Consider the following 26,151-nt stretch of genomic DNA (forward strand, 5'->3'; position numbering starts at 1 on the left):
CGCGCCACGAGATCAGGGGCTGACGCTGGTGGAGCAGTTCTCGCACACGCCCCAGTAGATGACCTCGGCTTCGTCGACGACGAAACCATGGGCCTCCGACGGAGTGAGGCACGGAGCCTCGCCGACGGCGCATTCCACATCGGCGATGGTGCCGCACGCGCGGCACACGACATGGTGGTGATTGTCGCCGATTCTGCTCTCGTACCGCGACACCGAACCGGACGGCTGGATACGCCGGACCAGTCCCGCGGAGGTGAGGGCATGGAGCACGTCGTACACGGCCTGGCGGGACACGTCGGGCAGGGTGGCCCGAACGGCTCCGTAGACCGTGTCGGTATCGGCGTGCGGGTGTTCGTGCACCGCGTCGAGCACCGCCAGACGAGGGCGGGTGACTCGGAGCGCGGCACCACGCAGCATCTCCGGGTAGTTCGACGATGGGCTCACGTCGACCAGTATGCACGACTTATCTGGAATGAGTCAGGAAACGGGGCGCGAACACCGGCCGAACGGCGTGTCGTGGTGCCGTGGCACAGGCATGATGCGAGGCGACATCCATCGCTCGCAGGGGGACCGAAGATGACCGCATTCCAGACCGTCGCCAACGCTGCCAACACGATCGTCAGGCCCCTGATGGGCCTGCCGGTGCTCTCGTCCGTCCTCGGCCGCGGGCTCGCCACGCTGACCTATGTAGGTCGACGCTCGGGCAAGACCATCTCGTTGCCGGTGTCGTATCGGAAGTCCGGATCGACGGTCACGGTGATGGTCGCCGCACCGAGCCAGAAGTCGTGGTGGCGCAACTTCCACCCGGACGGCGCTCCGGTCACCGTGGACATCGCCGGCAGAAAGCATCAGGGAACGGCAGTGGCGACGGTCTCCGAGAAGGGTGGGGTGCGGGTCACCATCGACCTCGCGACGACGTCGTCGTGACTGCCTAGGAACCGTCACGTCGGTTGGCCGCGTGCGCCTTCCAGTTTCCTGATCGCCGCGGGACCCACCCCGTGAAGTGCTCGCAACTCGGCAAGATCTGTCGGCAGGTCGCTCACCGTGCAATAGCCCGCGTCGATCAAAGCGCCCACCGCCGGCCGACCGATGCGGACACCGTCGAACACGGGACCACGGTCGACCGGGTGGACCTCCATCAGCTGACGCCGAGGACCTTGATCGCGAAGATCAGCGAATCGCCGGCCTCGATGCCGGCGCGCGGCTGACCGTTGGGGTAGCCGTCTGCGGAGGTCACCGCGACGCCGATCGTGGATCCCACGGTCTGACCGGCGATGGCCTTCTGGAAACCGGCCACGACACCGTCGAGGGGGAATTCGACGGGGGCACCGCGCTCGTAGCTGCTGTCGAAGGTGGATCCGTCGCGTCCGTTCACGCCCATGTAGCAGACGGAGACGGTGGCATCCGCCGCGACGACAGGGCCGTCGCCGGCCTGCAGCGTCTTCACCTGTGTCTCGGCCACACCGAACGGGGCCTGCACGGTGACCAGGGGAGCGGCGTCGTCGGTGGATCCGGTCACCGCGATGCTGCCGGTGTCCCCGTCGAGCGTCCACTCGGCGGCAGCACCCGACTCGGGCGCGGCGGTGGGGCACGACTCCGCAGCGGCGGTCGACGATGATCCGGAGCCGGACGACGCGGTGGTCGAGGTGCCGGCAGACGTCGTGTCCGCATCGGAACTGCATCCGGACAGAACCAGGACGAGAGACGCGGACGAGGCCAGCAGGACACCGAGAGTGCGAGAAGAGTTCACGCACGACACGCTACAGCCGTCCGACTACTCGACCGCCCGGGCGAGTGCAGCGGTGACCGGGTCGAGCGATGACTTTCCCGGGGTCCATAGGTCATTGTGTTCGTGGGGCCGAACGGCGTCCACGGAGACCAACCGGAAGGAGTTCACCGATGCGCACACTGATCGTCACCGCGTTCGTCTCGCTCGACGGCGTGATGGAGGCGCCCGGTGGAGAGGCCGGCTACCGCAACGCGGGCTGGACCTTCAACGATGTCGAGTTCGACCCGGCTGCGTACGAGATCAAGGGTCGTGAGCAAGGGGAGTCCACCGCACTGTTGCTCGGTCGACGGTCGTATGAGGCGTTCGCGCCGGTGTGGCCGATGATGGAGGACTTCGCCGGGTACAACGCGATGCCGCGGTACGTGGTCTCGACGACCCTCGACGGGGACGACTCGCGTTGGCCCGCAACGGTTCTGCGGTCGGTCGACGACGTGGCCGCGTTGAAGGAAGCCGACGGCGGACCGATCATCGTGCACGGGAGCGCGACCCTGGGACGGGCATTGGCCGATGCCGGGTTGGTCGATCGGTACCACCTGCTGGTGTTTCCGTTGCTGCTCGGTGCAGGCAAGCGCCTGTTCAGCGACGCGGACAAGGATGCGACACTGCTGACACTGGTCGAGCACGAGGTCTACGGCAACGGGATACAGAAGCAGGTCTTCGATGTACGCAACTGATCGGTGGGGACACGGATGAGCAATCCGATCACGGTGACGATCGGCCGCGAAGAACTGATCATCAGACAACGGTGGGAAGTCGTCAGCATCGTCAACGACATCCTGGTCGCCGTGTGGTTCATCGCCGGCAGTGTTCTGTTCTTCCATGAATCGACCACCACGGCGGGAACGTGGCTGTTCCTGATCGGCAGCATCGAACTGTTGATCCGGCCGGTCATTCGACTCGCACGTCGGGTGCACCTGACTCGCCTGCACGCGCCGGCCGACGACAGTGACGGCGGGGAGTACTGAACCTCGCCCGGATTGGCATAACCTGACATAATGTCGATTATCGGCACAAAACGACGTGGTGGTGCCGGGATCCCGACGCGTCCGCACCAGCGCGCGTAGCCGCGATCCGGTGCTCGACGGTTGTAGCGTGTTCCGATGGATCTTGCGGAGGAATGGAACGCGTTGTCGATGGTCGTGCGACGACTGGCGCCCGTGACGGCGGCGGGAATCCGACCACCGGCTCCCGACAGCCGGGTTCGACAGGCCGAAGAACTCACCGCCCCGTGGACACAGGAACTGCGCGACTTCTATGCGCTTCACGATGGTCAGGACGCCATTGCCGGCAAAGGGACGCTTCTTCCGGCCGGTTCACTGCTCAGGGTGTCGGACATCCCTGACCGCCATGCCTTCTTGATCGACGTGATGAAGGACGTCGTCGCCGACGACGAGGACTTTTACGGTCCCTATTCCGACATCGTGGCGTCTTATGATGTCGCCGGCATCGACACGGACGACCATCTCTTTCTGCCGAGTTACATTCCGATCTCGCGCTGGGATTCGAACCACTTGTTCTGTGACACCCGCCCCGGAGAACGTCGAGGCTGCATATCGTTCCGAAGCTCTGACGGAGGTCACCTCGGCATCCCGCAGTGGTCGTCCTTGGCGTCGATGCTTCACGACATTCGCAGTGCTGTCGTCTCCGGCGAGCCGATCGGCGACTGGCATCCGGTTCTGGCCGATGGAACTCTCGACTGGGACGTCCGGGGGCCGGCGACGGCAGTCAAAGGCGTCGACAGTTCGCACAACGGTCTCCCGTCCGCTTTTCGAGCGCAACCCGATGTCGGCAACGTCTGGCGCGCTTCTGTCGTCGATCCGGGTCCTATGCCGTACGGCACCGTCCGCAATACCAGGCCTTGACGTCGCACTTGCATTTTGCAAGTGTATCCCTCATGAGCCTTTTCATCACCTGTTCGGTCGAGAGCGTCGAGCGCGCGACTACCTTCTACCGATCCCTCGGTTGGACTCTGAACGAGCAGATGTCGGATGACAACGTGTCGTGCTTCTCGATCGCCCCGGAGCAGTACGTCATGCTCGGCAGCCGCGAGATGTACGCGAGCGTCGGCGGCGCCGAGGACCTTGTCGGGGATTCTCGTACCCCGTCGAAGGTCACGGTGTCGTTCGATCTCGGCAGCCGCGAAGCGGTTGACGAACTCGTCGAGCGCGCCCGTGCCGCCGGTGGGCGGATCGGCGAGACCGACAATTACCCCTTCATGTACCAGCGGCAGTTCGACGACCTCGACGGCTACCACTACTCACCGTTCTGGATGAAGCCGGACGCCGATTCGGCGGAATGAGCAATCTCGCGCGGGCCCTCGACGTCGTCGGAGCGCGATGGGCGTTGCTGATCGTGGAGCGTCTACTCGACGGGCCGCAGCGTTACGGCGATCTCCAGCGCGATCTCGGAGTGCCGACCAACATGCTGGCCACCCGCCTCCGTGAGCTGCAGGAAGCCGGCGTTCTGACTCGACTCCCCCTGCGCCACAACACTCGGGCCTACGCGCTGACCGATCGTGGACTTGCTCTGCGCGACGCGATCGTCGCACTGGGACTCTGGGGCGAGGAGAACCCTGGAAGCTGACATGAGCGAGCGCAATCGTCCCCGTCACAGTCCGCAAACCCGTTACCTGCAACGGTCCCGGCAACCTGCAACGGCTGCAACCGCTGCAGGTTGCCAGAACCGTTGCGGGAACGTCGAAACTGCTCCGCTTCCAGCAATGCTCTCCGGTTACAACCGGAGCAGGTTTCCGAAACCGGAGGACGTCGGTCGATCGTGTGCTGCGCGTGTTCTACACCTTCGCCGTGCCGCACGTCGAGGACGTTGTCTACCGGTTCGAATGATGCGTGACCGCGCACCTAGCGAGACGGGTCCCCGATACCGCTGTCGTCGTCGCCCTCGGCCTGGTCGGGTTGGTGGGTCGTGGATTCGAGCATGTCGGGATCTGCGTCCGGGTCGTAATCGTCGGCCTGCTTGTCGGACGGGGTACTCATCACCATGTCGCACAGGTACCCGAGGGTCGCGCGGTGAAACCGGAGAGCGACTACTGCTGCCGTTGCTGGATGCGGATCAGGTTGCCGGCGGGGTCACGCACTGCGCAGTCTCGGATGCCGTACGGCTGATCGATGGGCTCCTGCACGATGTCGGCGTCGGCGGCCTGTAGCGCGTCGAAGGTCTTCTCGAGGTCGTCGCTGGCCAGGAGGATTCCGCCGTACGTGCCTTTGGCCATCATCTCGGTGATGACGCGGCGCTCGTCCTCCGTGATCGCCGGATCGACGGCGGGCGGGGTGAGAACGATGGCGGTGTCCGGTTGTCCGGGAGGGCCGACGGTGAGCCAGCGCAGATTTTCGTAGCCGACGTCGAGACGTACCTCGAAGCCGAGCAGGTCCCGGTAGAAGGTCAGCGCGGCCTCCGGGTCGTCCTGGGGAAGGAAGCTGGATGCAATGGTCAGTGTCATGGGGACGACCCTAGAGACGCCTGTGGCCGTTCGCTTCTCGATTCCTGATCGGTCGCGTGACCACCTTCTCGATGCAGGAGGGCGCGCCGGTGTCGGTGGCACGGTTCTGCTGCCGGTACGCGCTCGGCGAGGATCCGACGAGTTCGGTGAAGCGGGTGCTGAAGGTACCCAGCGACGAGCATCCGACGGCGAAACAGATGTCCGTCACCGACAGATCGCTCCCGCGCAGGAGCGCCATCGCACGCTCGATTCGTCTCGTCATCAGGTAGGAGTAGGGCGATTCGCCGTAGGCGGCGCGGAACTGCCTGCTGAGGTGGCCGGCGGACATGTGTGCGCCCTCCGCGAGCGCTTCCACGTTCAATGGTTGTGCGTAGTCGCGGTCCATACGATCGCGCACGCGGCGTAGTCGTCGGAGGTCCTCGAGCCGCTGCGCATCGGACGTGGTCATGGAATCGCGATCACTCGGCAACGTGGAGGAGACCGTGGAGCGCGCGCATGCAGAGCGCGTGCACATCCTCCGCCGAGATCGAGCGACGGTCCACCCAGTCGACGCACACTGCGCGGACGAACGCTACCCATCCCCGCACGGCCGCCCTGGTCACCTCGTCCGCACCGCCTTCGGGACCCAGTGCAGCGAGGATGCGCTCCTGCTGGATCTCGAGCTCCGCGGTCAGGGTGGCTTGTATCTCGACGTCACCGGACATGGTGCCGCGGTTGAGTGCTCGCAAACCGTGCGCATGGTCGGCGGAGTAGCCGATGTAGGCGGTGAGGCCCGCCGCGACCTGCTCGTCGACGGGAAGTGTGGTGTCCGGCGCGGTCAACTCGACCATGCGCGCAGATTCGAGCCGGATGATGTCGGCGAAGAAGTCACGCTTGGAGTCGAAGTAGTGATACATCAGACCGCGCGAGACGCCGGCGAGGTCCGCGACTTCCTCGATCCACACCTCGTCGTACGGCCGTTCGGCAAACAGCCGTGACCCGATCTCGAGCAGCTGGTGGCGGCGCTGATCGGGCGAGAGGCGCTTACGAGGGGTGGTCATGACGTGGGTCATCCTACGGGAGTGAGCGTGATACTTGACACGCGTTCAGTAGCGCGTAGCGTGCCTTGTTGCATGCCGGTTCAGTAAGCCGGGTCCTCTGCCGAAAGGTCCGACCGTGGCCACCACGATCCCGTCCGTAACCCCCGCGCTCCCCCACCCTCGTCGACGCCTTCCCCTGCTCGGCGATGTGCTCGGAGTGCACGCGACGACTCCGGTGCAGGATTCCGTGGCACTCGCACGAGAACTCGGTCCCATCTTCGAACGCGTCGTGCTCGGACGTCGCTTCGTGATCGTGTCCGGCGCTGACCTCGTGGAGGAGATGAGCGACGAGACACGTTTCGTCAAACACGTGGCGCCCGCGGTGGCAGGTCTCCGGTCGATCGGCGGGGACGGGCTGTTCACGGCGTACTCGCACGAGCCGAACTGGCGCAAGGCCCACGATCTGCTCCGACCGGCGTTCACGCAGTCGGCCATGCGCAGCTATCACGACATCATGCTCGACGTGGCAGGACAACTGGTGTCGCACTGGTCTTCTCGTGACCGAGTCGACGTCTCGTCGGACATGACGAAACTGACACTCGAGACCATCGGACGCACCGGTTTCAGCTACAGCTTCGACTCCTTCACGCGCGCCGAGACGCACCCGTTCGTGCGTGCGATGGTCCGTACTCTCCAGCACAACCAGCGGCGCGCACTCCTCCCTGTTCCCGGCAGTGATCTGTTGTTCCGGAGGAGGAATCGTCGCAACGACGAGGACAAAGCCTTCATGGCCGACCTTCTCGACGACATCGTGCGGGCACGCCGTGACGGTGAGACTCACGGGGACGGCGATCTGCTCGACATCATGTTGCAGGCGGCGCGGGACGGTGATCCGAACGCTCTGGACGAGGTCAACATCCGGCACCAGATCATCACCTTCCTCATCGCCGGCCACGAGACGACGTCGGGCTCGTTGTCCTTCGCGCTGTACTACCTCTCACGGAACCCCGAGCTGTGGGCGCAGGCCCGCGCGGAGGTCGACGAGGTCTGGGGATCGAGCGCCCCGTCGTTCGAGCAGGTCGGCAAGCTCCGTTTCGTGCGTCGGGTGCTCGACGAGGGGTTGCGTCTGTGGCCGACCGCGCCCGGGTACGCCCGCGAAGCCAGGACCGACACGACGGTGGGAGGTCGCCGAATGGCCGCCGGCGACTGGGCGCTGGTGCTGATCCCCGGGTTGCATCGCGACCCGGTGTGGGGCGCCGATCCGGAGAAGTTCGATCCCGACCGTTTCCTGTCGGCCAACGTCAGGGCGCGCCCCCCGCACGCCTACAAGCCGTTCGGAACGGGCGAGCGCGCCTGCATCGGCCGGCAGTTCGCGATCCACGAGTCGTTGATCGTCCTCGGCACGATCCTGCAGACGTTCGACGTGGCGCCCGATCCGGACTACGAGCTCGTCATCGAGGAGCGACTGACCCTCATGCCGAAGGGCTTCGAGCTGTCCTTGACACATCGGGCCGGAACTGTCTAGTTTCAGGACGCCTGCCGGGGGGTCCGTGCGGTGGAGAGGGTCCTTCATGAAATTGTCCCGTCGGTTCGTGGTGCTGACCGTCGCCGCCGCGCTCGTCGGAGTCGGCGCGGCACCCGCGTATGCCTCTCCCGCGGACGATTTCTACACCCCACCGACCACGCTCACGAGCGCTCCCGGCACCGTGATCAAGACGGAGCCGATGCCGCTCTATCTCGCGGCGCCCGGCGCCGGTGGGTCGTATCCGGCTGTGGCACAACGCGTCATGTACACCTCGCGAACCGAGAACGACGAGCCCGTCGCCGTCACCGGGACGTACATCGACACCGCCGTGCCGTGGCGCGGCTCCGGTCCGCGGCCCACCGTCGTGGTGGCTCCGGGCACCGTCGGGCAAGGCGATCAGTGCGCGCCCTCGCGAGCGTTCCCTCTCGCACTGAACCTCACGACGGACCCGCTGTCGCTGTCCGCGAACCAGGAGCTCGTGTCCTCGACCCTGTGGGGATCGATGGGCGCGCGGGTGTTCGTCACCGATTACATCGGACTCGGAACTCCCGGCGTGCACACCTACGTCAACCGTCCTGAGCAGGCGCACGCGGTGTTGGACGGTGCCCGCGCTGCCACTGCACTGGCCGGCGACCCGGACTCCCCCATCGGGCTCTGGGGATACTCGCAGGGCGGCGGTGCCACGGCAGCCGCGGCCGAATCCGCTGCGTCCTACGCACCGGACCTGAACATCAAGGGAACCTGGGCGGGCGCACCCACCGCCGATCTCCTCGACGTGTTGAACCGGGTGGACGGCACGTTGATCGGCGGGGTCATCGGGTACGCCCTCAACGGAGTTCTCGAACGCAACCCGTCGCTGCGCTCACGGGTCGAGGAGCGTGTGTCCGACTACGGCAAGGCGGTTCTGAGCGACCTCTCCACCGAGTGCATCGCCGACACGATCCTGAAGTACCCGTTCCTGCGCACCGAGACGCTGACGAAGGACGGGCTGTCGATGTCCGAGAACCTGCGGTCCATTCCCGAGGCAGGGCCCATCTTCGACAAGCTGCGCACCGGCACACTGACACCGTCGGTCCCGGTCTTGATCACCAGCGGCGTCAACGACGACACGGTGCCGTACGGACAGGCTCGGGACCTGGCGAACGAGTGGTGTGGGCAGGGTGCGTCGGTGACGTTCCGATCGAATCCGTTGCCGCCGATTCTTCCGGGGGCGGTGTTGCCCAACCACTTCGGGCCTCAGATCATCGACGGCTACGGCGGCGAGGCCGCGGCGTACCTGATGGACAGGTTCGCCGACGTCCCCACCGCCGGGTGCAGCATCGACTGATCGGTCCGGTCGGCGCGACGGAGTCACCGACCACGGTCGGCTCGGTCATTGTTACGGACGCCGAAGAGTCATAGTGTCACCGATCACAGTGGTACACCCGCGCGATCGAGGGATATAGATGACCATCCAGCACTCTCCGGACCGCACGACCGAGACATCGCCCGACGGGGAGGTGACAGCCGCCGTCGCCCGCGCCCGCGATGCGTTCCAGTGGTGGGGTCGGTTGGACTACGCGGACCGCAAGGGCTGGCTGCTCGAGTTCCGATCGACGATCGCGCGGACCTCCGCTTCTCTCATCGACACGATGCGGGAGGAGACGGGCAAACCGAAGGACGACGCCCTCCTCGAGGTGATGCTCGCGGTCGAACACCTGACGTGGGCGGCCAAGAACGCGCGCCGTGTGCTGCGGGAGCGATCGGTGTATCCGGGTGTCGTCAGCATCAATCATGCTGCGTCCGTGCGCTATCAGCCGATGGGTGTCGTCGGTGTCATCGGCCCGTGGAACTACCCGGTCTACACGCCGATGGGATCCATCGCGTACTCCATGGCCGCCGGCAACACGGTGGTGTTCAAGCCCAGCGAGCTGACTCCCCGCACCGGACTCTGGCTTGCCGACGCGTGGGCGTCGCTCGCGGCACCGCACCAGGTGCTGCAGACGGTGACCGGTGACGGCCGAGTCGGCGAGGCGCTGTGTCGATCCGGCGTGGACAAGCTCGCGTTCACCGGGTCGACGGCGACGGCCAAGAAGGTGATGGCGGTGTGCGCGGAGACGTTGACACCGATCGTCGTCGAAGGTGGGGGCAAGGACGCGCTCATCGTCGACGCGACCGCCGACATCGAGGCGGCGGCCACCTTCGCGGCGTTCGGCGCCATGGGCAACGCGGGGCAGACCTGCGCTGGTGTCGAGCGCATATACGTCGTCGACGAGGTGGCCGACAAGTTCATGGCGGCCCTCACCTCCCGTGTCCGCGGACTACGGGTCGGCGACGCGGACGACTCGCAGTACGGCCGCATGACGTTGCCGAAGCAGGTGGACATCGTGCGCGATCAGGTCGAGGACGCTCTCGCACGCGGCGGCCGCGCGGTGGTGGGCGGAATCGACTCGATCAGGGCACCGTTCGTCGACCCGATCGTGCTGGTCGACGTTCCCGAGGACAGTTCGGCCGTCGCCGAGGAAACGTTCGGCCCGACCGTGGTGGTGAACCGGATCCGCGACCTGGACGAAGGAATCGAGAAGGCCAACGCCTCGAAGTACGGCCTCGGCGCCTCCGTGTTCACGGCGTCGGCAGCAGCGGCAGAGCGCGCGGCGGACCGATTGCGGGTCGGTGTCGTCACCGTCAACTCCGTCCTGGGCTTCGCCGCCGTGGGAGCACTCCCGTTCGGCGGTGTCGGCGACTCCGGGTTCGGTCGCATCCACGGCGCCGACGGACTCCGCGAATTCTCACGGGTCAAGTCGGTCACGAAGCAACGTTTCGCAGCCCCGCTCGGCCTGGTGACCATGACGCGCAAGAAGCGCGATGTCACAGTCGCTCGATTGCTGCTGACGAAGGTCTACGGCCGATGACCACGGTCCTCCCGCGGCCCCGGCGGGGGCGCGGCGGGTGGGCGCAGGTGATCGACGAGCTGGATCCGGTGCGCGATGCCCCCACCATCGTGAAGATCACCGCCGGGTGTGAATTCCCGTGGGACTACCAGCGATCGCTCGAGTTCGCCCTGTTCCGCACGTACTGCGTTCCCACGATCTCGAACCTGCTCCGGCGGACCGGCGAGTTCGAGAAGCGCCCGCAGAAACGGTACGACGACACGGCGCTCCTGATGGGCGAACTCGTGGAGCACGGGTACGACTCGGAACGCGGACGTGCGTCGCTCCGCACGGTCAACCGCATGCACGCGCGCTACGACATCTCGAACGACGACATGCTGTACGTGCTGTCGACTTTCGCGTTCGATCCCCTCGACTGGATCGACCGGTACGGCTGGCGCCGACTGCGACCGAACGAGCGTCGCGCCGGAGTCGAGTTCTACCGCCAGGTGGGCATCCGTATGGGTATCCGGGACATCCCGACATCCGACGAGGAGTTCCACGCGTTCAAGCTCCGGTACGAACGGGAGCAGTTCCTCTTCTCCGACGACAACCGTGCGGTCGGCGAGTACACCCGTGACCTTCTCGCATCGTGGTACCCGAGGCCGCTGGGGCCGGTGGTCCGCACCGCCGTCCACTCGATGATCGACGCCGACATGACGGCAGCGTTCGGATTCCCGCCGGCACGCCCCGCTGTCACCTCGACACTCCGCGCGGCATTGCAGATGCGCTCCGGACTGGTGCGGGTACTACCGAAGCGGACCGTCTCGCGGTCCGGTCGAGATCCTCGTAATCGCACCTATCCCGGGTATCCGGACGGGTACCACCCCACCGATCTGGGGGTCCAGGCCTAGTCGGCCTGGAGGGTCATCGCAGTCGCTCGGCGTCCTTGGCCAAGGTCACGAGCTGTTCGCACAGTTCCGCCAGCTCCTCGGCGTTCGCGCCTTCCGCCACGGCGGTAGCCACGTCCTCGGCGGCGCAGCGGACCCCGAACGCCCGGTCCGCGGCGGCGACGACCTCGTCGTTGCTGAGGATCATCGCGTCGGCCGGGATCGTCGTGTCCTTGACGGATTCGCGCTGTTCGTAGGCTCGCTGTCGGCAGGACCGTCGGCAGTAGCGACGTCGCCGACCGAGGGCGACCTCGGCGACGGGGCGGCCACACCAGACGCAGGTCCCGGGTCGGCGCGAGCGTGCAGATCCGTCTCGTATCGCACTGTCGGTGACCGCCACGGTGGTGACGATACCGACAGCGCCGGACGGGGTAGAATAGGCCGTTCGTGTGCGGGAACGTTTCACCCGCGTCGTGCGTTGATGCTCTTCGTAGCGTGTTGTTCGTCGAGCTCGGTGCACGCTGACACGCATACGTTCCACGATCGAGAGAGGACTCCACCATGGCAGATCGCGTATTACGAGGTAGTCGACTCGGAGCGGTGAGCTACGAGACCGATCGCGACCACGATCTCGCACCCCGTCGGATGGCCAAGTACCGCACCGACAACGGCGAGGTGTTCGAGGTTCCCTTCGCCGACGATGCGGAACTGCCCGGAACCTGGTTGTGCCGCAACGGCATGGAGGGTGCTCTGCTCGAGGGCACCGCACCCGAGGCCAAGAAGGTCAAGCCTCCGCGTACCCACTGGGACATGCTGCTCGAGCGTCGTTCGGTCGAGGAGCTCGAAGAGCTGCTCAAGGAGCGGATGGATCTGCTCAAGGCGAAGCGCCGCGGCGCCGGCGTCTGACAGATCCGCTACGCCGACAAGGGCCCCGGAGCATTCGATGCTCCGGGGCCCTTTCGTGTGCGTCGGTCAGCGACCGCCGAGATGGCGGGCGACGACCGGCCCGATGACGGCGAGGGCTTCGGGGTCCGTCATCGCCGTGTGGGAGCACGGGACGGCGTAGTCGAAGATTCCGCCCGTCACGTGGCGACGCCACGCGGAGGCCGTTCGCCGCAGGTCCTTCTTGTTCACCTCGTCGTCGACGGCACTGAAGAAGAGGACATCGCACTCGGCGACACCGGGTTCGTACCCGTGCGCCAGCGTCGTCCCGTTCACGTAACCGGCGTACAGGCGCTCGAGGGTGTCGACCGTCAGTGCCGCGGCCGCGCCGCTCCGCTCGTCACCCAGCGCTGCCGCCGCGTCGGCCACCGTGAGTTCGACACCGTCGGGAAGCTCGTGACCGGTGAACTCGTGGACGAGGTCCCGCACCGACGGTGTCGACTCCAGGTACTCGTCGGCCAGCACGTAGCTGTCGAGCATCGTCAGGGTCCCGACCTTCTCCCCCACTCTCTGCAGTTCGACGGTCATCGCGTGCGCGATCAGACCGCCCAGGGACCACCCGAGCAGGTTGTACGGTCCGTGCGGCTGGATCGACCGGATCTCGCGGACGTAGTACCGAGCCAGCTCCTCCATCGTCCCGAACTCCTCGGTTCGGCCGGAGATGACCGGCGACTGCAGCCCGTAGACCGGTTGATCGGCGTCGACGTGCGCCAGGAGTCCGCTGTAACTCCACGAGAGCCCGAATGCGGGGTGGATGCAGAACACGGGTGACGCGGTGCCCTGCGGGCGCAACGGCAACACCATCTCCAGTGATCCTGTCGCCGTCGCGGTCACTTCGTCCGCGGACAGGTGTGCATTCTCGTCGATCCGCTGTGCGAGCGCGGCCGGTGTCGAATCGGTGAACAACCACTGCATGGGCACCGTCGCCCCGAGTGCCTCCTCGAGCCGCGCGACGACGCGCGTACCCACCAGCGAGGTGCCGCCGAGCTCGAAGAAGTTGTCGTCCAGTCCGACTCCGTGAGCTCCCAACACGTCCTGGTAGATCGCGCAGACTGCTCGTTCGGTCTCCGTCACGGGCTCGCGATGCTCACCGTTCACGGCGAAGACCGGGGCCGGCAGTGCACGGCGATCGAGCTTTCCGACGGCCGTCAACGGCAGCTCGTCGAGCAGCGTGATCGACTGCGGGACCATGTAGGCGGGAAGTCGTTCCTGCAGGTGTCGACGCAGCGACGCGGCATCGACAGCCGAATGGCTGTGTCGCAGAACGTAGGACACCAGGGCGGTGTCCCCCGACGGGAGAACGTGGCCCATCGTGGTCGAGAAGTCGACGCCGTCGTGGGCGTCGAACGCGGCGTCGATCTCGCCCAGTTCGATGCGGAAGCCTCGGACCTTGACCTGGTGATCGGAGCGGCCCACGTAGACGAGGCTCGGGTCGGTGTCCGGTGAGAACCGCCAGCGCACCAGGTCGCCGGTGCGGTACATCCGCTCACCCGGCTTGCCGTGCGGATCGGCCACGAACCGATCGGACGTCAAAGCGGCGCGGCCGAGATAGCCCCGAGCGAGCTCGGGCCCGGCGAGGTACAGCTCGCCGACGACACCGAAGGGCACGGGTTCGAGCTGACGGTCCAGGACCTGGGCGGCGACGCCGCGGATCGGTCCGCCGATGGTGACGGGTGCCTTCGGTTGCATCGGTGCACTGATCGTCGTGACGATCGTCGTCTCGGTAGGACCGTAGACGTTGTAGAGACGACGTCCGGGTGCCCACCGTTCCACGAGCTCGGGCGGGCACGCCTCACCTCCGACGAGGATGTGGCGCAACGACGTCGCCCGCGCCGGGTCCGCGGTGGACAGCGCCGCGGTGGTGACGAATGCGTGAGTGATCCGTTCGGAGCCCAGCAACTCGGACAGTTCGCGGCCCCCGTACACCCCGGGCGGGGACACGACCAGTGTCGCGCCGGAACCGTAGGCGAAGAGCTGGTCCATGACCGCGGCGTCGAAACTCGGTGTGGCGAAGTGCAACACCCGTGAGGTGGGATCGACATCGAAACGATCCCGCAGTTCGCCGGCGAAGTTGGAGATGCCGCCGTGCGTGACGACGACGCCCTTGGGAACTCCCGTCGATCCCGAGGTGTAGATGACGTAGGCGGGATTCGCCAGGGACGCAGTGCCGAGCAGTTCCGCCGGGACCAGGGGTTCCGACGACGTGCCTGCCAACTCGGTGGTGATCTCGTCGTCGTCGACGACGATCCACTGTGTCGATGCCACACCGTCGAACGTCGACCGGTGCTCGAGTGTGGTGAGACCACGAGCCGCGTGCGAGTCGGTGAGCATGTGCTGCACACGGTCGACCGGGTACGTGGGGTCGACGGGCAGGAACGCGGCGCCGGCCTTCGCCACCGCGAGAACGCCGATCAGGGACGCGAACGACCGCGTCGTCCCCAGAGCGACGAGCGTCTCCGGCCCGACGCCTCGAGTGATCAGCGCGCGGGCGAGAGCATTGGACCGGCGGTCGAGGTCCTCGTAGGTCATCGACGACCCGGCGAACTCCACCGCGACGCGGTCGGGGAACCGGTGCGCGGAGCGCTCGAAGATCTCGGCGAGCGACAACCTTGGGTCGGGGTTCGTCTCCGTGCCGTGGACGGGCACCAGGCGAGCGCGCTCCGCGGTGGTCAGCATCTCGACCCGCCCGACGGTGCGGTCCGGTTCGGTGGCGAGCACCGCGAGCATGTTGACGAAACGTTCGAGCATCGCCTCGACGGTCGATGCGTCGAACAGGTCCGTCGCGTAGTCGGCCGTGACGGTCAGACCGGCAGGCGCGCGGTCGTCCGTCCGGTGATCGGTGATCGTGAACTGGATGTCGAACTTGGCGATCGCGACGTCCACCTCGGCGGCGTCGACCTGCACGTCGCCCATGTGGGCGGACGTGGGCATGTCGTCACGCAGGGAGAGCATGACCTGGAACAGCGGATGGTGGCTCGCTGTCCGCTGCGGGTGCAGGACGTCCACCAGTCGCTCGAACGGCACGTCCGGGTGTGCGAAGGCGTCGAGGTCGACACGTCGGACATGACGCATCGCGTCGACGAGCGTGGACGCGGGTGACACTCTCGTCCGGAGAACGAGGGTGTTGACGAACATGCCGACGAGTCGATCGAGCGCTTCCTCGCCGCGACCGGCCACGGCTGTGCCGACGGTGGTGTCGAATCGACCGGCCAGGCGTCCGAGGACGATCGCGAGTGCGGTGTGCACGGCGATGAACAGCGTCGAGTTCTCGTCCCGTGCGAGGTCGAGGAGTCGGCGATGGGTGTCCGCGCCGACGGCAGCGGTCGCCGTCGCACCGCGATAGGACGGTGTACCCGGTCGTGGACAATCCGTAGGGATGTCGATGCGGTCCGGTGCGCCGGACAGCGCGGACGTCCAGTAGGCCAGTTGTGAGGACAGCAGACTGGTCGGATCGGTGTCGGATCCGAGTCGATCACGTTGCCACAGTGCGTAATCGGCGTACTGGACCGGAAGGGCGTCCGCCGTCGGCGGGTGCCCCTGCGTCCGTGCGGAGTAGGCCGTCATCATATCGGCGGCGAGGGGGGCCAACGACCATCCGTCGGCGGCGATGTGGTGCAGCGTGACGACGAGTACGTGCGTCACCTCGTCGATCTCGAACAGTCGCACCCGCAGCGGGGCCTCGGTCGTGACGTCGAATCCCCCGGAGGCGGACGCGACTACCGAGGCCGTGACGTCGTTCTCGGTGATCGTGACCGGGTCCAGTCGTACCGACACCTCGTCCGGTGACAGCACGACCTGGTGCGGACCGGCAGCCGAATCCGGATAGACCGTGCGCAGAATCTCGTGGCGCTCCACGAGGTCGTTCAGGGACATCTCCAATGCACCGACGTCCAGCGGTCCTGTCAGACGAACGGCGAACGGAACGTTGTAGGCACCCGATGTCGCGTCGAAGCGATTGAGGAACCACAGACGCTGCTGCGCCGAGGAGAGCGGCACGACATTCGGACGGGGACCGGCCTGCAGGACCGGGCCGACCGATGCGGCCAGCGTGCCGATGTGCGCAGCGAGCGCGGCCACCGTCGTGTGCTCGAAGAGAGCGCGGACCGGGACACGAACTCCCAGTTCGGAACCGAGCCGCGATGCCACCCGAGTGGCGAGCAGCGAGTTGCCGCCGAGCTCGAAGAAGCTGTCGCCGCGGCCGACCGGCTCACCGGTACCGAGTACGACGGACACGACATCGGCGACGGTGCGCTCGAGGTCCGTTGCGGGCGACTCGTGCACCGTGGTGGACGCGGTGACGGACGGAACCGGCAGGGCGCGCACGTCGAGCTTGCCGACCGGGGTCAGAGGGATTCTCTCCAGTGTGGTGAGCGACGCGGGGACCATGTGGGCCGGTAGGACAGCTCGGACGGCGTCGAGCGTTGTGTCCGTGTCGATGTCGGAGCCGGCCGCCGGAACGACGTAGGAGGCCAGGGAGCGCTGACCGGCCTCGTCGGTGTGGACGATCGTATGGGCGAACCCGACGCTGTCGACGCTGGTCAGGGCTGCATCGATCTCGCCGAGTTCGATGCGGAACCCACGGATCTTGACCTGGGTGTCGCTGCGACCGACGAAGTCGAGACTGCCGTCGGCAGTCCAGCGGACCACGTCGCCGGTGCGATACATCCGCTCCCCCGGCGCCCCGAACGGGTCGGCGACGAAGCGGCTCGAGGTGAGCGCGGTGCGTTCGAGGTAGCCGCGCGCCACCCCGACACCCGAGAGGTACAGCTCTCCGGTGACCCCGACGGGGACCGGATGCATGCGGGCGTCGAGGACGATCGCCCGCACACCGTCGATGGGTGAGCCGATCGTGACGGGAGCGTCGGCACGCAGCGAGGCGACCGCGGCGACGATCGTCGCCTCGGTGGGCCCGTAGCCGTTGAACATGGACCGTCCGACCGACCAGCGTCGCACCAGATCGGCCGAGCAGGCATCGCCGCCGACCACGACCGTTGCGAGGGTGGGCAGCGATCCGGGGGCGACGTCGACCGTCGCCAGTGCAGCGGGTGTCACGAAGGCGTGGGTCACCTGCTCGCGGTCGACCAGCTCGGCGAACTCCTCACCGCCGTAGACGTCGGTGGGAGCGACGACCATCGTCGACCCGGCGCCGAGGGCCATCAGCAGTTCCAGCACCGACGCGTCGAAGCTCGGCGACGCGAAGTGCAACGTCCGAGAGGACTCGGTGATGCCGAATCGTCGACGCTGGACGTCGGCGAAATTGGACAGGCCGCGATGAGTGACCGCCACACCCTTCGGGCGACCGGTCGAACCCGAGGTGAAGATCACGTACGCCGGGTGATCGAGCCGTACCGGGCTGATCCTGTCGTCGTCGGTGACCGGATCGGCGGATCGGCTCTCGATGTCGGCGACGCTGTCCGCGTCGTCGAGCAGAACCCAGTCCACCGGCGTCGCCGTGTCGTCGGGACGATCGGAGGAGACGGTGATGCCGAGGGCGGCGCCGCTGTCGGCCAGCATGTGCGCAACTCGATCCGCCGGGTAGCGAGGATCCACGGGGACCCACGCCGCACCGGTCTTCGCCACCGCGATCATCGCTGCGACGGACTCGAGCGAGCGGCCGAGTGCGATGGCCACGACGGACTCGGGGCCGGCGCCGCGGTCGATGAGCAACCGTGCGAGGCGGGAGGTGGACGTGTCCAGTCCCGCGTACGTCAGGGCGCGTCGTGCCGACGGATCGGTTCCGTGCGAACGGTCGTGCACCACGGCCACGGTGTCGGGATGCTCGCGGACCGCCGTGGTCCACAGGTCCGGAAGCGACACGGCCGCGGCGGGAGCGTCGCCGACACGGTGCGTCAGGTCGACCGTCTCGTCGTGCGAGAGCATGGCGATGTCGCCGACTGCCGACTCCGGGTGCTCCGACACGCGACCCAGCACCGCCGAGAAACGACGGGAGAAAGCCTCGATCGTGCTGTGCTCGTACAGGTCTCGCGTGTAGGTGACGCGGAAGCGCCAGGACCGCTCCCCGGCGTCGGACACGCTCTCGACGACGGCGAGCTCGACGTCGAACTTGCTGCGCTGCAGATCGATCTCGGAGGCGGTGACGGTGAGATCGTCGAGTGAACCCGACGTGGCGCCGTCGCTCTGGAACGCCAGAACGACCTGCACGAGCGGATGTCGACCACCCGCACGGGACGGTGAGACGGCGTCGACGATGCGCTCGAACGGCAGATCGGCATGCGCGAACGCGTCCAGGTCCACGCCGCGGACGCGACGCAGTACCTCGTCGAAGGTGTCCGCGGGAGAGACGTCCGACCGGAGAACGAGCGTGCCGACGAACATGCCGACCAGCTCGTCGAGAGCCGAGTCGCGACGGCCGGCGATCGGGGTTCCGATGACCACGTCGCGGGTGTCCGCGAGCCGGGCGAGCACGACGGCGAGCACGGCGTGCATCGCCATGAACACCGTGCTGCCGTTACGGTCGGCCACCTCGGCCAGGCGAGAGACGACGGCAGGATCCACGGCGAACTCGTGGGTGCCCGCCGTGTGCGTGGGAATCGCGGGACGCACATGGTCGCCGGGCAGCGTGCACTCGTCGGGCGGGTCGTCGAGCGTCGAGGTCCAGAACGCCAGTTCCGTTGCGGCGCGGCTGGACTCGTCGGTCTCGTCACCCAGCATCGCGCGTTGCCACAGGGTGAAGTCGGTGTACTGCACCGGAAGTGGGGTCCACTCGGGAGCGTGTCCGCGGGTGCGGGCCGAGTACGCACCCATCACGTCGCGTGTCAGAGGTCCGAGCGACCAGCCGTCGGCGGCGATGTGGTGCAGCACGAAGCCGAGGACGTGCTCGGTCTCGGACACCGACAGCAGGGTCACGCGCAGCGGTGTCTCGACGGTGAGGTCGAAGCCGCGTCGGGCGAACGACATCAGGGCGTCCTGCACGGCACCGGCCGAGGTGGGCGCAGGATCCAGATCGAACGGTTCCGGGGCCCGGACGACCTGGTGCGGGCCGTCGTGGCTCTCGGGGAACACCGTGCGCAGTGTCTCGTGGCGGGCCACGACGTCCGTCAGCGCGGCTTGCATCGCGTCGATGTCCAACGGCCCGTCGAGGGTCACGGAGAACGAGATGTTGTAGGCGTCCGAGGTCGGGTCGAACCGGTTCAGGAACCACAGGCGCTGTTGGGGCAGTGACAACGGAATCAGGGCCGGACGGTCGATCGGTGCGACCGCGAGCAGGGGCACCCGACGAGCGGTGCCGGTATCGGCATCGAGACGCGCGGCCAGTTCGCCGACGGTCGGAGCCTCGAAGACGGTGCGGACCTCGACATCTCGCTCGAGCGACGCGGCGAGTGCGGACGCGACGCGGGTGGCCATGAGCGAGTTGCCGCCCGATTCGAAGAAGTTGTCGTCGAGACCGATCCGGGCTGCCCCCAGAACATCGGCGAACGCGCGTGCGACAGCGAATTCCGTTGCCGTCCGCGGCTCCCGATACGTCGACGACACATCGAGGGCCGGCGTGGGGAGCGCGGTGCGATCCACCTTGCCGGAACGTGTGAGCGGAACGTCGTCGAGAACGACGACGGCGGAGGGAACCATGTAGGCGGGCAGCGAGGCACGGACGTGCTCGGTCAGCGTCGCGACGGACGGAGCGCCCTGCACCGTCACGTAGGAGACGAGGTGCGCGTCGGCGGAATCCCCGGCCACCACGGTCACGGAGAAGTCCACGTCCTGATGGCGCTGCAACGTGGCGTCGATCTCGGCGAGCTCGATGCGGTGACCACGGATCTTGACCTGGTCGTCGGCGCGCCCGCGGAACGTCAGGTGGGTTCCGTGCGCGGTCGCCGACGCGACGACGACGTCACCCGTGCGGTACATGCGGTCGCCGTCGGATCCGAAGGGGTCGGCGACGAAGCGTGAGGAAGTCAGGGCGAGCTGACCCAGGTAGCCGCGGGCCAGCGCCGGGCCGCTGAGATAGAGCTCTCCCCTGGCTCCGGCAACCACGGGGCGCAGACGCCGGTCCAGAACTCGGACGTTCACGCCGCGGCGCGGTGCGCCGATGGTGACCGGCTCACCGGGACGCATCGGCGGTGTGAGTGTCGCGACGACCGTGGCCTCCGACGGGCCGTACAGGTTGAGCATCCGACGATTCGGGGCCCACCGGTCGACCAGGGCCGGCGGGCACACGTCGCCGCCGACACCGACGAAACGGAGATCGGCGAGGTCCGACGAGTCGACGGTCTCGAGGGCGGCCGGTGTGACGAACGCGTGTGTCACCCGCTGATCGCGGAGCAGACGGGTGAGCGCGTCGCCCCCGAAGACGTCGGTTCCCGCCACGACGACCGTTGCCCCGGCGGCGAACCCCATGAGCAGTTCGAGCACCGACGCGTCGAAGCTGGGTGACGCGAAATGCAAAGTGCGCGAGGATGAATCGAGGTCGTAGCTGGACACCTGTTCACGGGCGAAGTCGGCGAGGCCGCGATGCGGCACCACGACGGCTTTCGGTCGGCCCGTCGAGCCGGAGGTGAAGATCAGGTATGCGGGGTTCTCGGGCCGGACGGGCACGGGCAGTGTGACGACAGGAGTGTCGTCATGACCGTCGACGCCGATCCACCGCACCGTGCCCGGCAGATCCGCGTCGGCCGACGCGATGCCCAGAGTCGAACCGGCGTCGTCGAGCATCGCCCTGATGCGGTCGGACGGGTAGCGAGGATCGACGGGGAGGAACGCTGCTCCGGACTTGGCCACTGCCCAGGTCGCGACGATCGACTCGACGGAACGTTCGATGCAGATCGGCACGATCGACTCCGGGCCGGCGCCGTGAGCGACGAGCGTGTGGGCCAGTCGATCGGACGCGGCGTCGATGTCGCCGTACGTGTAGGTCGCGTCGGCGGTCACGACGGCGGTCGCCGCCGGATCGCGACGAGCGGCCGAGACCAGGATGTCGGCGAGCGACGCCGTCGGTCCCGGTGCGGCGCCGGGAACGATCGTCGCCACGTCGGTCGATGCGGCGATGTCGATGTCTCCGACCGCGGTGGCAGGTTCGGCGGCGACGGCGTGCAGCACGGAGAGCAGCCGATCGGACATCGACTCGATCGTGCGCGCGTCGAACAGATCGCGTGCGAACCCGAACCTCGCGTCGAGTCCGCCCGGCCGACCGTCCGGCGTCGTGCGCTCGGACAGTTGCAGGGTGAGGTCGAACTTGGCCGTGTCGGAGGCGATCTCGCCCACCTCGACGACCAGTCCGGCCATCTCCACTCGCACGGGCTCGAGGTTCTCGAAGGACAGGACGACCTGGAACAACGGATTGCGCGACGTGGAACGCTCGGGTGCGACAGCGTCGACGATCCGCTCGAACGGTACGTCGGCGCGGGCGAACGCCTCGAGGTCGTTGTCGCGGACCTCGCGGAGCAGATCGGTGAACGGGACGTGCGGCGCCGGTGTCGACCGCAGGACGAGGGTGTTGACGAACATGCCCACGAGGGGATCCAGTGCGCGGTCGCCTCGGCCGGCGATCGGCGATCCGACGGCAACGTCGTCGACATCGGCGAGTCGCCCGAGCAGTACCGAGAGTGCAGCGTGCACGACCATGAACAGGCTGGCCGAGGCGTCGGTGGCGAGTCCGACCAGCTGTGTGTGCACGTCGGCGTCGATGGTGAAGTCGTGGGTTCCGCCCAGGTACGACGGTGTCGCGGGTCGCGGGCGATCCGTGGGCAGATCCAGGACGTCGGGCAGGCCGGCGAGACGCGTCGTCCAGTAGTCGATCTGTGTGCTCAGGATGCTCGTCGGGTCGTCCTCGGACCCCAGGACCTGGTGCTGCCACATACTGAAGTCGGCGTACTGGACGTCGAGGGGGGCCCACTGCGGCTCGCCTCCGGCGCGGCGCGCGGCGTAGGCAGTCATGACGTCGGTGGCCAGAGGACCGAAGGAGAAGCCGTCGGATGCGATGTGATGCAACACGACGGCGAGGGTGTGGCCGGTGTCCGAGGTGCGGAACAGTCGGACGCGGACCGGATGCTCGCGCGTGACGTCGAAACCGCGTGATGCGAACGCGCGCAGCGCATCCCCGAGTGCCACAGGATCGACTGCAACGGGCGTCAGGTCGTGGTCCGCCGGTTCCTGCACCAGCTGACGAGGTCCGTCGGCGGAATCGGGGAAGATCGTCCGGAGGGTCTCGTGGCGATCCAGGACGTCGCGCAGCGCGCTCTCGAGGGCTGCGGTGTCGAGGTCACCGTCGAGGGTGATCGCGAACGGCATGTTGTAGGCCGGCGACGCCGCGTCGAAACGGTTGAGGAACCACAGGCGCTGCTGGGCCAGCGACAGGGGGATGTGATCGGGACGCGGAAGCGGCACCAGGGGCGCACGGTTCGTGGACACGGGTGCGTGCGCTACGCGATCGGCGAGGCGTGCGACGGTGGGCGCTTCGAAGAGATCCTTGATGCCGATGTCCGCACCCAGTTCGGCGCTCAACCGGGAGACGACGCGCGTTGCCAGCAGCGAGTTGCCGCCGATGTCGAAGAAGCTGTCGTGGACTCCTGGCACGGGCACGTCCAGGACCTCGGCGATGGTGTCGGCGATGCGACGCTCGACCGCGGTACGCGGGGCCACCGACGGCACGTCGGACTGGCGACGGACCGGCTCCGGCAGCGCCTTGCGATCGACCTTGCCGTTGGCGCTGAGGGGAAGTTCCGGAAGAACTACCAGCAGAGACGGCACCATGTACGACGGAAGTCGTTGTCCCACAGTCGACGTGACGTCGGAGACATCGACGGACCCGGTCGGGGCACCCGGCTCGGATGCCACGTAGGCGACGAGTGCGGTTTCCCCGCGCTCGTCGACGTGCGCGACCGCGACAGCGTGATGCACGGACGGATGCGCCACCAGGGCGGCTTCGACATCGCCGAGTTCGATGCGGAGACCGCGGATCTTGACCTGGAAGTCGGTGCGCCCGAGGTATTCCACGGCTCCGTCCGCGCGCCAGCGCGCAAGGTCGCCGGTGCGGTACATCCGGCTGCCCTCGCCGGCCAGGGGCGATGCGACGAAGCGGTCTGCCGTCAGGTCGGGTCGGCCGACGTAGCCGCGGGCGAGTTGCTCACCCGCGAGGTACAGCTCACCCGCGGTGCCGACGGGCACGGGTTCGAGGCGGGCGTCGAGGATGTGGAGTGCGGTGTTCCAGACCGGGCGACCGATCGGCACGGTGACGCGATCGGCGTCGGTGACCTGCTGGTAGGTGACGTCGACCGCGGCTTCGGTCGGCCCGTACAGGTTGTGCAGCGCAGCCGATGTCAGGGCCCGGAACGCCGAGGCGGTTTCCGCCGGGAGGGCCTCGCCGCTGCAGAACACCAGCCGCAGCGTCTCGACGGAGCCGGCACCGGCGGCCTTCAGTTCGGCGGTGAAGGCGCCGAGCATCGAGGGCACGAAGTGGGCGGTGGTGATGCCCGCGTCGGCGATGACCCGGGCGAGGTAGCGCGGATCACGGTGACCGTCGGGTTCGGCGACGACGAGTCGTGCTCCCACCTGCAACGGCCAGAAGAACTCCCACACGGAGACATCGAACGTCGCGGGTGTCTTCTGCAGGACCGCGTCCCCGGAGTGCAGTCCGTACTCGTCCTGCATCCACAGCAGCCGGTTGACGATCGCCTGGTGGGACACGCCCACACCCTTGGGACGACCGGTGGACCCCGAGGTGAAGATGACGTAGGCCAGTGACTCGGGAAGCAGCGACCCCGTGCGCTCGTCGTCCGTGACGGGCGAACTGTCGACGCCGGCCAGGTCGAGAGTGTCGACGTCGACTCGGACAGCCGTTTCCGGCAGTTCGACGCCCTGCGTGGACACTGTGAGCACGGCTGTCGGGCGAGCGGTGTCGAGGACGTGCTCGAGCCGCTCGACAGGATGATCGGGGTCGAGAGGTACGTACGCTCCCCCGGCTTCGGTGATCGCGTACAGGGCGACGACCAGGTCGATCGACCGGTGCATCGCGACGCCGACCAGCGAGTCTGGACCCACTCCACGAGCGATGAGAGCCCGTGCCAGGCGCGACGAACGTCGCTTCAGCTCCGCGTAGTCGATGCTCTCGCCGCGGAACTCGAGTGCCGCGGCGTCCGGAGTGCGGCGCACCTGTGCGTCGAACAGATCCGTGAGAGTGGTGTGCGGAACGTCGACGTCCGTCGCGTTGAACTCCGTGACCACCTGCTCGTATTCGTCGGGCAGGATGACGTCGAGTCCGGAGACGCGGGTACGCGCGCCACGGCCGATGAAGTTCTCGAAGAACGCCATGTAGCGGCGATGGTGCGCTACGAGCGTCGCCTCGTCGTACAGCGCCGGGTTGGCCTCGAAGTCGATGTTCAGGCTGTTGCCGCCACCGCTGTTGTAGACGTTGAAGGTGAGGTCTTCGATCGGCCCGCTCGAGAGCAGGTGCAACCGGCCCACCAGGTCTCCCAGACCCACGGTCCAGTCGAACAGCATGATGTTGACCATCGGCCCGAAGAATCCACGGTGCATCGTCGAGCTGCCGTGATCGCGTCGGATGTCCTCGTGGCGGTACTTCTGGTGGCGCAGTGCGCCGGTGATCTCGAGCGTCACCGACGACACCAGGTCGCCCAGGTTCGTCTCCGGTGTGATGTGGATGCGGATCGGGACGACGTTGGAGACCATGCCGCCCGAGCGGCGCAGCGCTGCGGTGGTGCGCACCGAGACCGGGAGGCTCAGGACCACGTCCCGGCGGCCGGTGATGCGATGCAGGTATGCCGCGAACGACGCTGCGACCACCGCGGCGGCGCTGGCTTCGAACCGCGCCTCCGCAGCGGTCAGCATCTCACCGACCTCGTCGCCGAGGAATCCGTTGATGCGGCGGCGAGAAGGCATGGCCGACGACGTCCGATCAGCGAGGCCGAAGGAGTCGGGCAGACCGGCGAGCTTGTCCTTCCAGAACTCCCGGTCCGTCTCGAAGCGCGTCGACGATCGGTACGTGCGCTCGGCTGCGTACAGCGCCGACAGGTCGCCCGCCTTGCTGTCGGGGGTGTCGACGCCGGCCGATTCGTTGGTGTAGAGCTCGGCCACGCGCTTCATGGCGGTCACGGCGCCGTAACCGTCGCCGGCGATGTGGTGCATGCGGGTGTACCAGAAGTAACGGTGATCCTCGACGCGGAACACCACGTTGACGGTCAGAGGATCGCGGTCCAGGTCGACGGGGTTCTTCATCTCGTCCTGCATCCACTGCAGGGCGGACGCGACGGGGTCGGCCTCGGCGCGGAAGTCGAGGCGGGTGGTCCTGACGGTCGCCGCGGGATCGATCACCTGATAGGGCTGGCCGTCGATCTCGACGAGCCTGATCTGACCGGACTGCAGCTCGGCGGCGGCGATCGCGCCGACCCTCTCGAGCAGGTCGATGTCGAAATCGCCCTGCACATCGACGTACTGCGCTACGGTCAGAGGAACTTCGGGCGCAAGCTTCTGCGCGAACCACAGGCTCGCCTGGGCCGGCGACAGCGGAAAAGGCTCCGATGCGGTCGAGATGTTGCGATGGTCGTCGGTGCGCTGGGCGTTGTCCGCGGACGTCATGGTAGCTCCCGTTAGCTCGTCGGTCCCGTACCGAGACGACGCACACCTACCACCGAACAAAAGCATGAACTAGCCGACGACGAGGCAGACGCATCTGCCGCTCGTAGCGTGTATGTGTGACTTCCGGTGTCC

20 protein-coding genes are annotated in these 26,151 nt (G+C 67.3%); 11 read left to right on the top strand and 9 right to left on the bottom strand.

The window, feature by feature from the left end; translation table 11 throughout:
- Positions 1–12: 12 nt before the first annotated feature.
- Positions 13–417: a Fur family transcriptional regulator gene (locus RU01_RS16575; protein ID WP_042575680.1), complete on the bottom strand. Its 405-nt coding sequence runs from the start codon at positions 415–417 to the stop codon at positions 13–15.
- A 159-nt stretch (positions 418–576) separates the two neighbouring features.
- On the opposite strand from RU01_RS16575, the gene RU01_RS16580 reads away from it, so the two are divergent.
- On the top strand, positions 577–927 hold the full coding sequence (locus RU01_RS16580; protein ID WP_042575681.1) for a nitroreductase/quinone reductase family protein: 351 nt from the start codon (positions 577–579) through the stop codon (positions 925–927).
- A 14-nt stretch (positions 928–941) separates the two neighbouring features.
- Here the strand turns inward: RU01_RS16580 and RU01_RS16585 are convergent, their stop codons facing one another.
- Both RU01_RS16585 and RU01_RS16590 read right to left on the bottom strand, forming a co-directional pair.
- On the bottom strand, positions 942–1,109 hold the full coding sequence (locus RU01_RS16585) for a helix-hairpin-helix domain-containing protein (RefSeq protein WP_231568751.1): 168 nt from the start codon (positions 1,107–1,109) through the stop codon (positions 942–944).
- 29 nt (positions 1,110–1,138) lie between these two features.
- Positions 1,139–1,759 carry an FKBP-type peptidyl-prolyl cis-trans isomerase gene (locus tag RU01_RS16590; RefSeq protein WP_156148962.1) on the bottom strand — a complete coding sequence of 207 codons (621 nt, stop codon included), beginning with the start codon at positions 1,757–1,759 and terminating at the stop codon, positions 1,139–1,141.
- Positions 1,760–1,899: 140 nt separating this feature from the next.
- On the opposite strand from RU01_RS16590, the gene RU01_RS16595 reads away from it, so the two are divergent.
- The 5 genes from RU01_RS16595 to RU01_RS16615 all read left to right on the top strand — a co-directional run bounded on the left by RU01_RS16595 (position 1,900) and on the right by RU01_RS16615 (position 4,372).
- The gene (locus tag RU01_RS16595; protein WP_042575683.1) at positions 1,900–2,463 is read left to right on the top strand and encodes a dihydrofolate reductase family protein; all 564 of its coding nucleotides are present in this window, start codon (positions 1,900–1,902) and stop codon (positions 2,461–2,463) included.
- 15 nt (positions 2,464–2,478) lie between these two features.
- Entirely contained in the window at positions 2,479–2,754 is a 276-nt protein-coding gene (locus tag RU01_RS16600) for a YrhK family protein (protein WP_042575684.1), read from the top strand.
- Between the two features lie 135 nt (positions 2,755–2,889).
- Positions 2,890–3,651 (top strand): SMI1/KNR4 family protein, encoded by a 762-nt coding sequence (locus tag RU01_RS16605; protein ID WP_042575685.1) that lies wholly within the window; start codon positions 2,890–2,892, stop codon positions 3,649–3,651.
- Between the two features lie 32 nt (positions 3,652–3,683).
- A complete protein-coding gene (locus RU01_RS16610) occupies positions 3,684–4,088 on the top strand; it encodes a VOC family protein (protein WP_042575686.1) in 405 nt (134 codons plus the stop codon).
- On the top strand, positions 4,085–4,372 hold the full coding sequence (locus tag RU01_RS16615) for a winged helix-turn-helix transcriptional regulator (RefSeq protein WP_042575687.1): 288 nt from the start codon (positions 4,085–4,087) through the stop codon (positions 4,370–4,372). Before RU01_RS16610 ends, RU01_RS16615 begins: the two co-directional genes overlap by 4 nt.
- Before the next feature lie 275 nt (positions 4,373–4,647).
- Here the strand turns inward: RU01_RS16615 and RU01_RS23480 are convergent, their stop codons facing one another.
- From RU01_RS23480 to RU01_RS16630, 4 genes are read right to left on the bottom strand one after another with little or no spacing between them, the layout of a single operon-like run.
- The gene (locus tag RU01_RS23480) at positions 4,648–4,782 is read right to left on the bottom strand and encodes a hypothetical protein (protein ID WP_269430146.1); all 135 of its coding nucleotides are present in this window, start codon (positions 4,780–4,782) and stop codon (positions 4,648–4,650) included.
- Between the two features lie 50 nt (positions 4,783–4,832).
- Positions 4,833–5,246 carry a VOC family protein gene (locus RU01_RS16620; RefSeq protein WP_042575688.1) on the bottom strand — a complete coding sequence of 138 codons (414 nt, stop codon included), beginning with the start codon at positions 5,244–5,246 and terminating at the stop codon, positions 4,833–4,835.
- 10 nt (positions 5,247–5,256) lie between these two features.
- Positions 5,257–5,694 (bottom strand): helix-turn-helix transcriptional regulator, encoded by a 438-nt coding sequence (locus RU01_RS16625; protein ID WP_042575689.1) that lies wholly within the window; start codon positions 5,692–5,694, stop codon positions 5,257–5,259.
- 10 nt (positions 5,695–5,704) lie between these two features.
- Positions 5,705–6,286 (bottom strand): TetR/AcrR family transcriptional regulator, encoded by a 582-nt coding sequence (locus tag RU01_RS16630; protein WP_042575717.1) that lies wholly within the window; start codon positions 6,284–6,286, stop codon positions 5,705–5,707.
- Positions 6,287–6,401: 115 nt separating this feature from the next.
- On the opposite strand from RU01_RS16630, the gene RU01_RS16635 reads away from it, so the two are divergent.
- The 4 genes from RU01_RS16635 (at position 6,402) to RU01_RS16650 (ending at position 11,553) form a co-directional block, all read left to right on the top strand.
- The gene (locus RU01_RS16635) at positions 6,402–7,790 is read left to right on the top strand and encodes a cytochrome P450 (protein WP_042575690.1); all 1,389 of its coding nucleotides are present in this window, start codon (positions 6,402–6,404) and stop codon (positions 7,788–7,790) included.
- Positions 7,791–7,836: 46 nt separating this feature from the next.
- Positions 7,837–9,117 (top strand): lipase family protein, encoded by a 1,281-nt coding sequence (locus tag RU01_RS16640; RefSeq protein ID WP_042575691.1) that lies wholly within the window; start codon positions 7,837–7,839, stop codon positions 9,115–9,117.
- 118 nt (positions 9,118–9,235) lie between these two features.
- The gene (locus RU01_RS16645) at positions 9,236–10,681 is read left to right on the top strand and encodes an aldehyde dehydrogenase family protein (protein WP_042575692.1); all 1,446 of its coding nucleotides are present in this window, start codon (positions 9,236–9,238) and stop codon (positions 10,679–10,681) included.
- On the top strand, positions 10,678–11,553 hold the full coding sequence (locus RU01_RS16650; RefSeq protein WP_042575693.1) for an oxygenase MpaB family protein: 876 nt from the start codon (positions 10,678–10,680) through the stop codon (positions 11,551–11,553). The genes RU01_RS16645 and RU01_RS16650 overlap by 4 nt, the downstream gene beginning before the upstream one ends.
- A gap of 13 nt (positions 11,554–11,566) precedes the next feature.
- Here the strand turns inward: RU01_RS16650 and RU01_RS16655 are convergent, their stop codons facing one another.
- Positions 11,567–11,929, bottom strand: coding sequence for a hypothetical protein (locus RU01_RS16655; protein ID WP_231568752.1), 363 nt, complete (start codon positions 11,927–11,929; stop codon positions 11,567–11,569).
- Positions 11,930–12,090: 161 nt separating this feature from the next.
- Between RU01_RS16655 and RU01_RS16660 the strand changes: the two genes are divergently transcribed.
- The gene (locus RU01_RS16660; protein WP_042575694.1) at positions 12,091–12,435 is read left to right on the top strand and encodes an RNA polymerase-binding protein RbpA; all 345 of its coding nucleotides are present in this window, start codon (positions 12,091–12,093) and stop codon (positions 12,433–12,435) included.
- A gap of 66 nt (positions 12,436–12,501) precedes the next feature.
- Here the strand turns inward: RU01_RS16660 and RU01_RS16665 are convergent, their stop codons facing one another.
- Complete coding sequence (locus RU01_RS16665) at positions 12,502–26,019, bottom strand: non-ribosomal peptide synthetase (protein ID WP_042575695.1); 13,518 nt, start codon at positions 26,017–26,019, stop codon at positions 12,502–12,504.
- Positions 26,020–26,151 lie beyond the last annotated feature (132 nt).

Origin of the sequence: Rhodococcus sp. MEB064, from assembly GCF_000834565.1 — a bacterium.
In the GTDB taxonomy this organism is placed as follows: Bacteria; Actinomycetota; Actinomycetes; order Mycobacteriales; family Mycobacteriaceae; genus Rhodococcoides.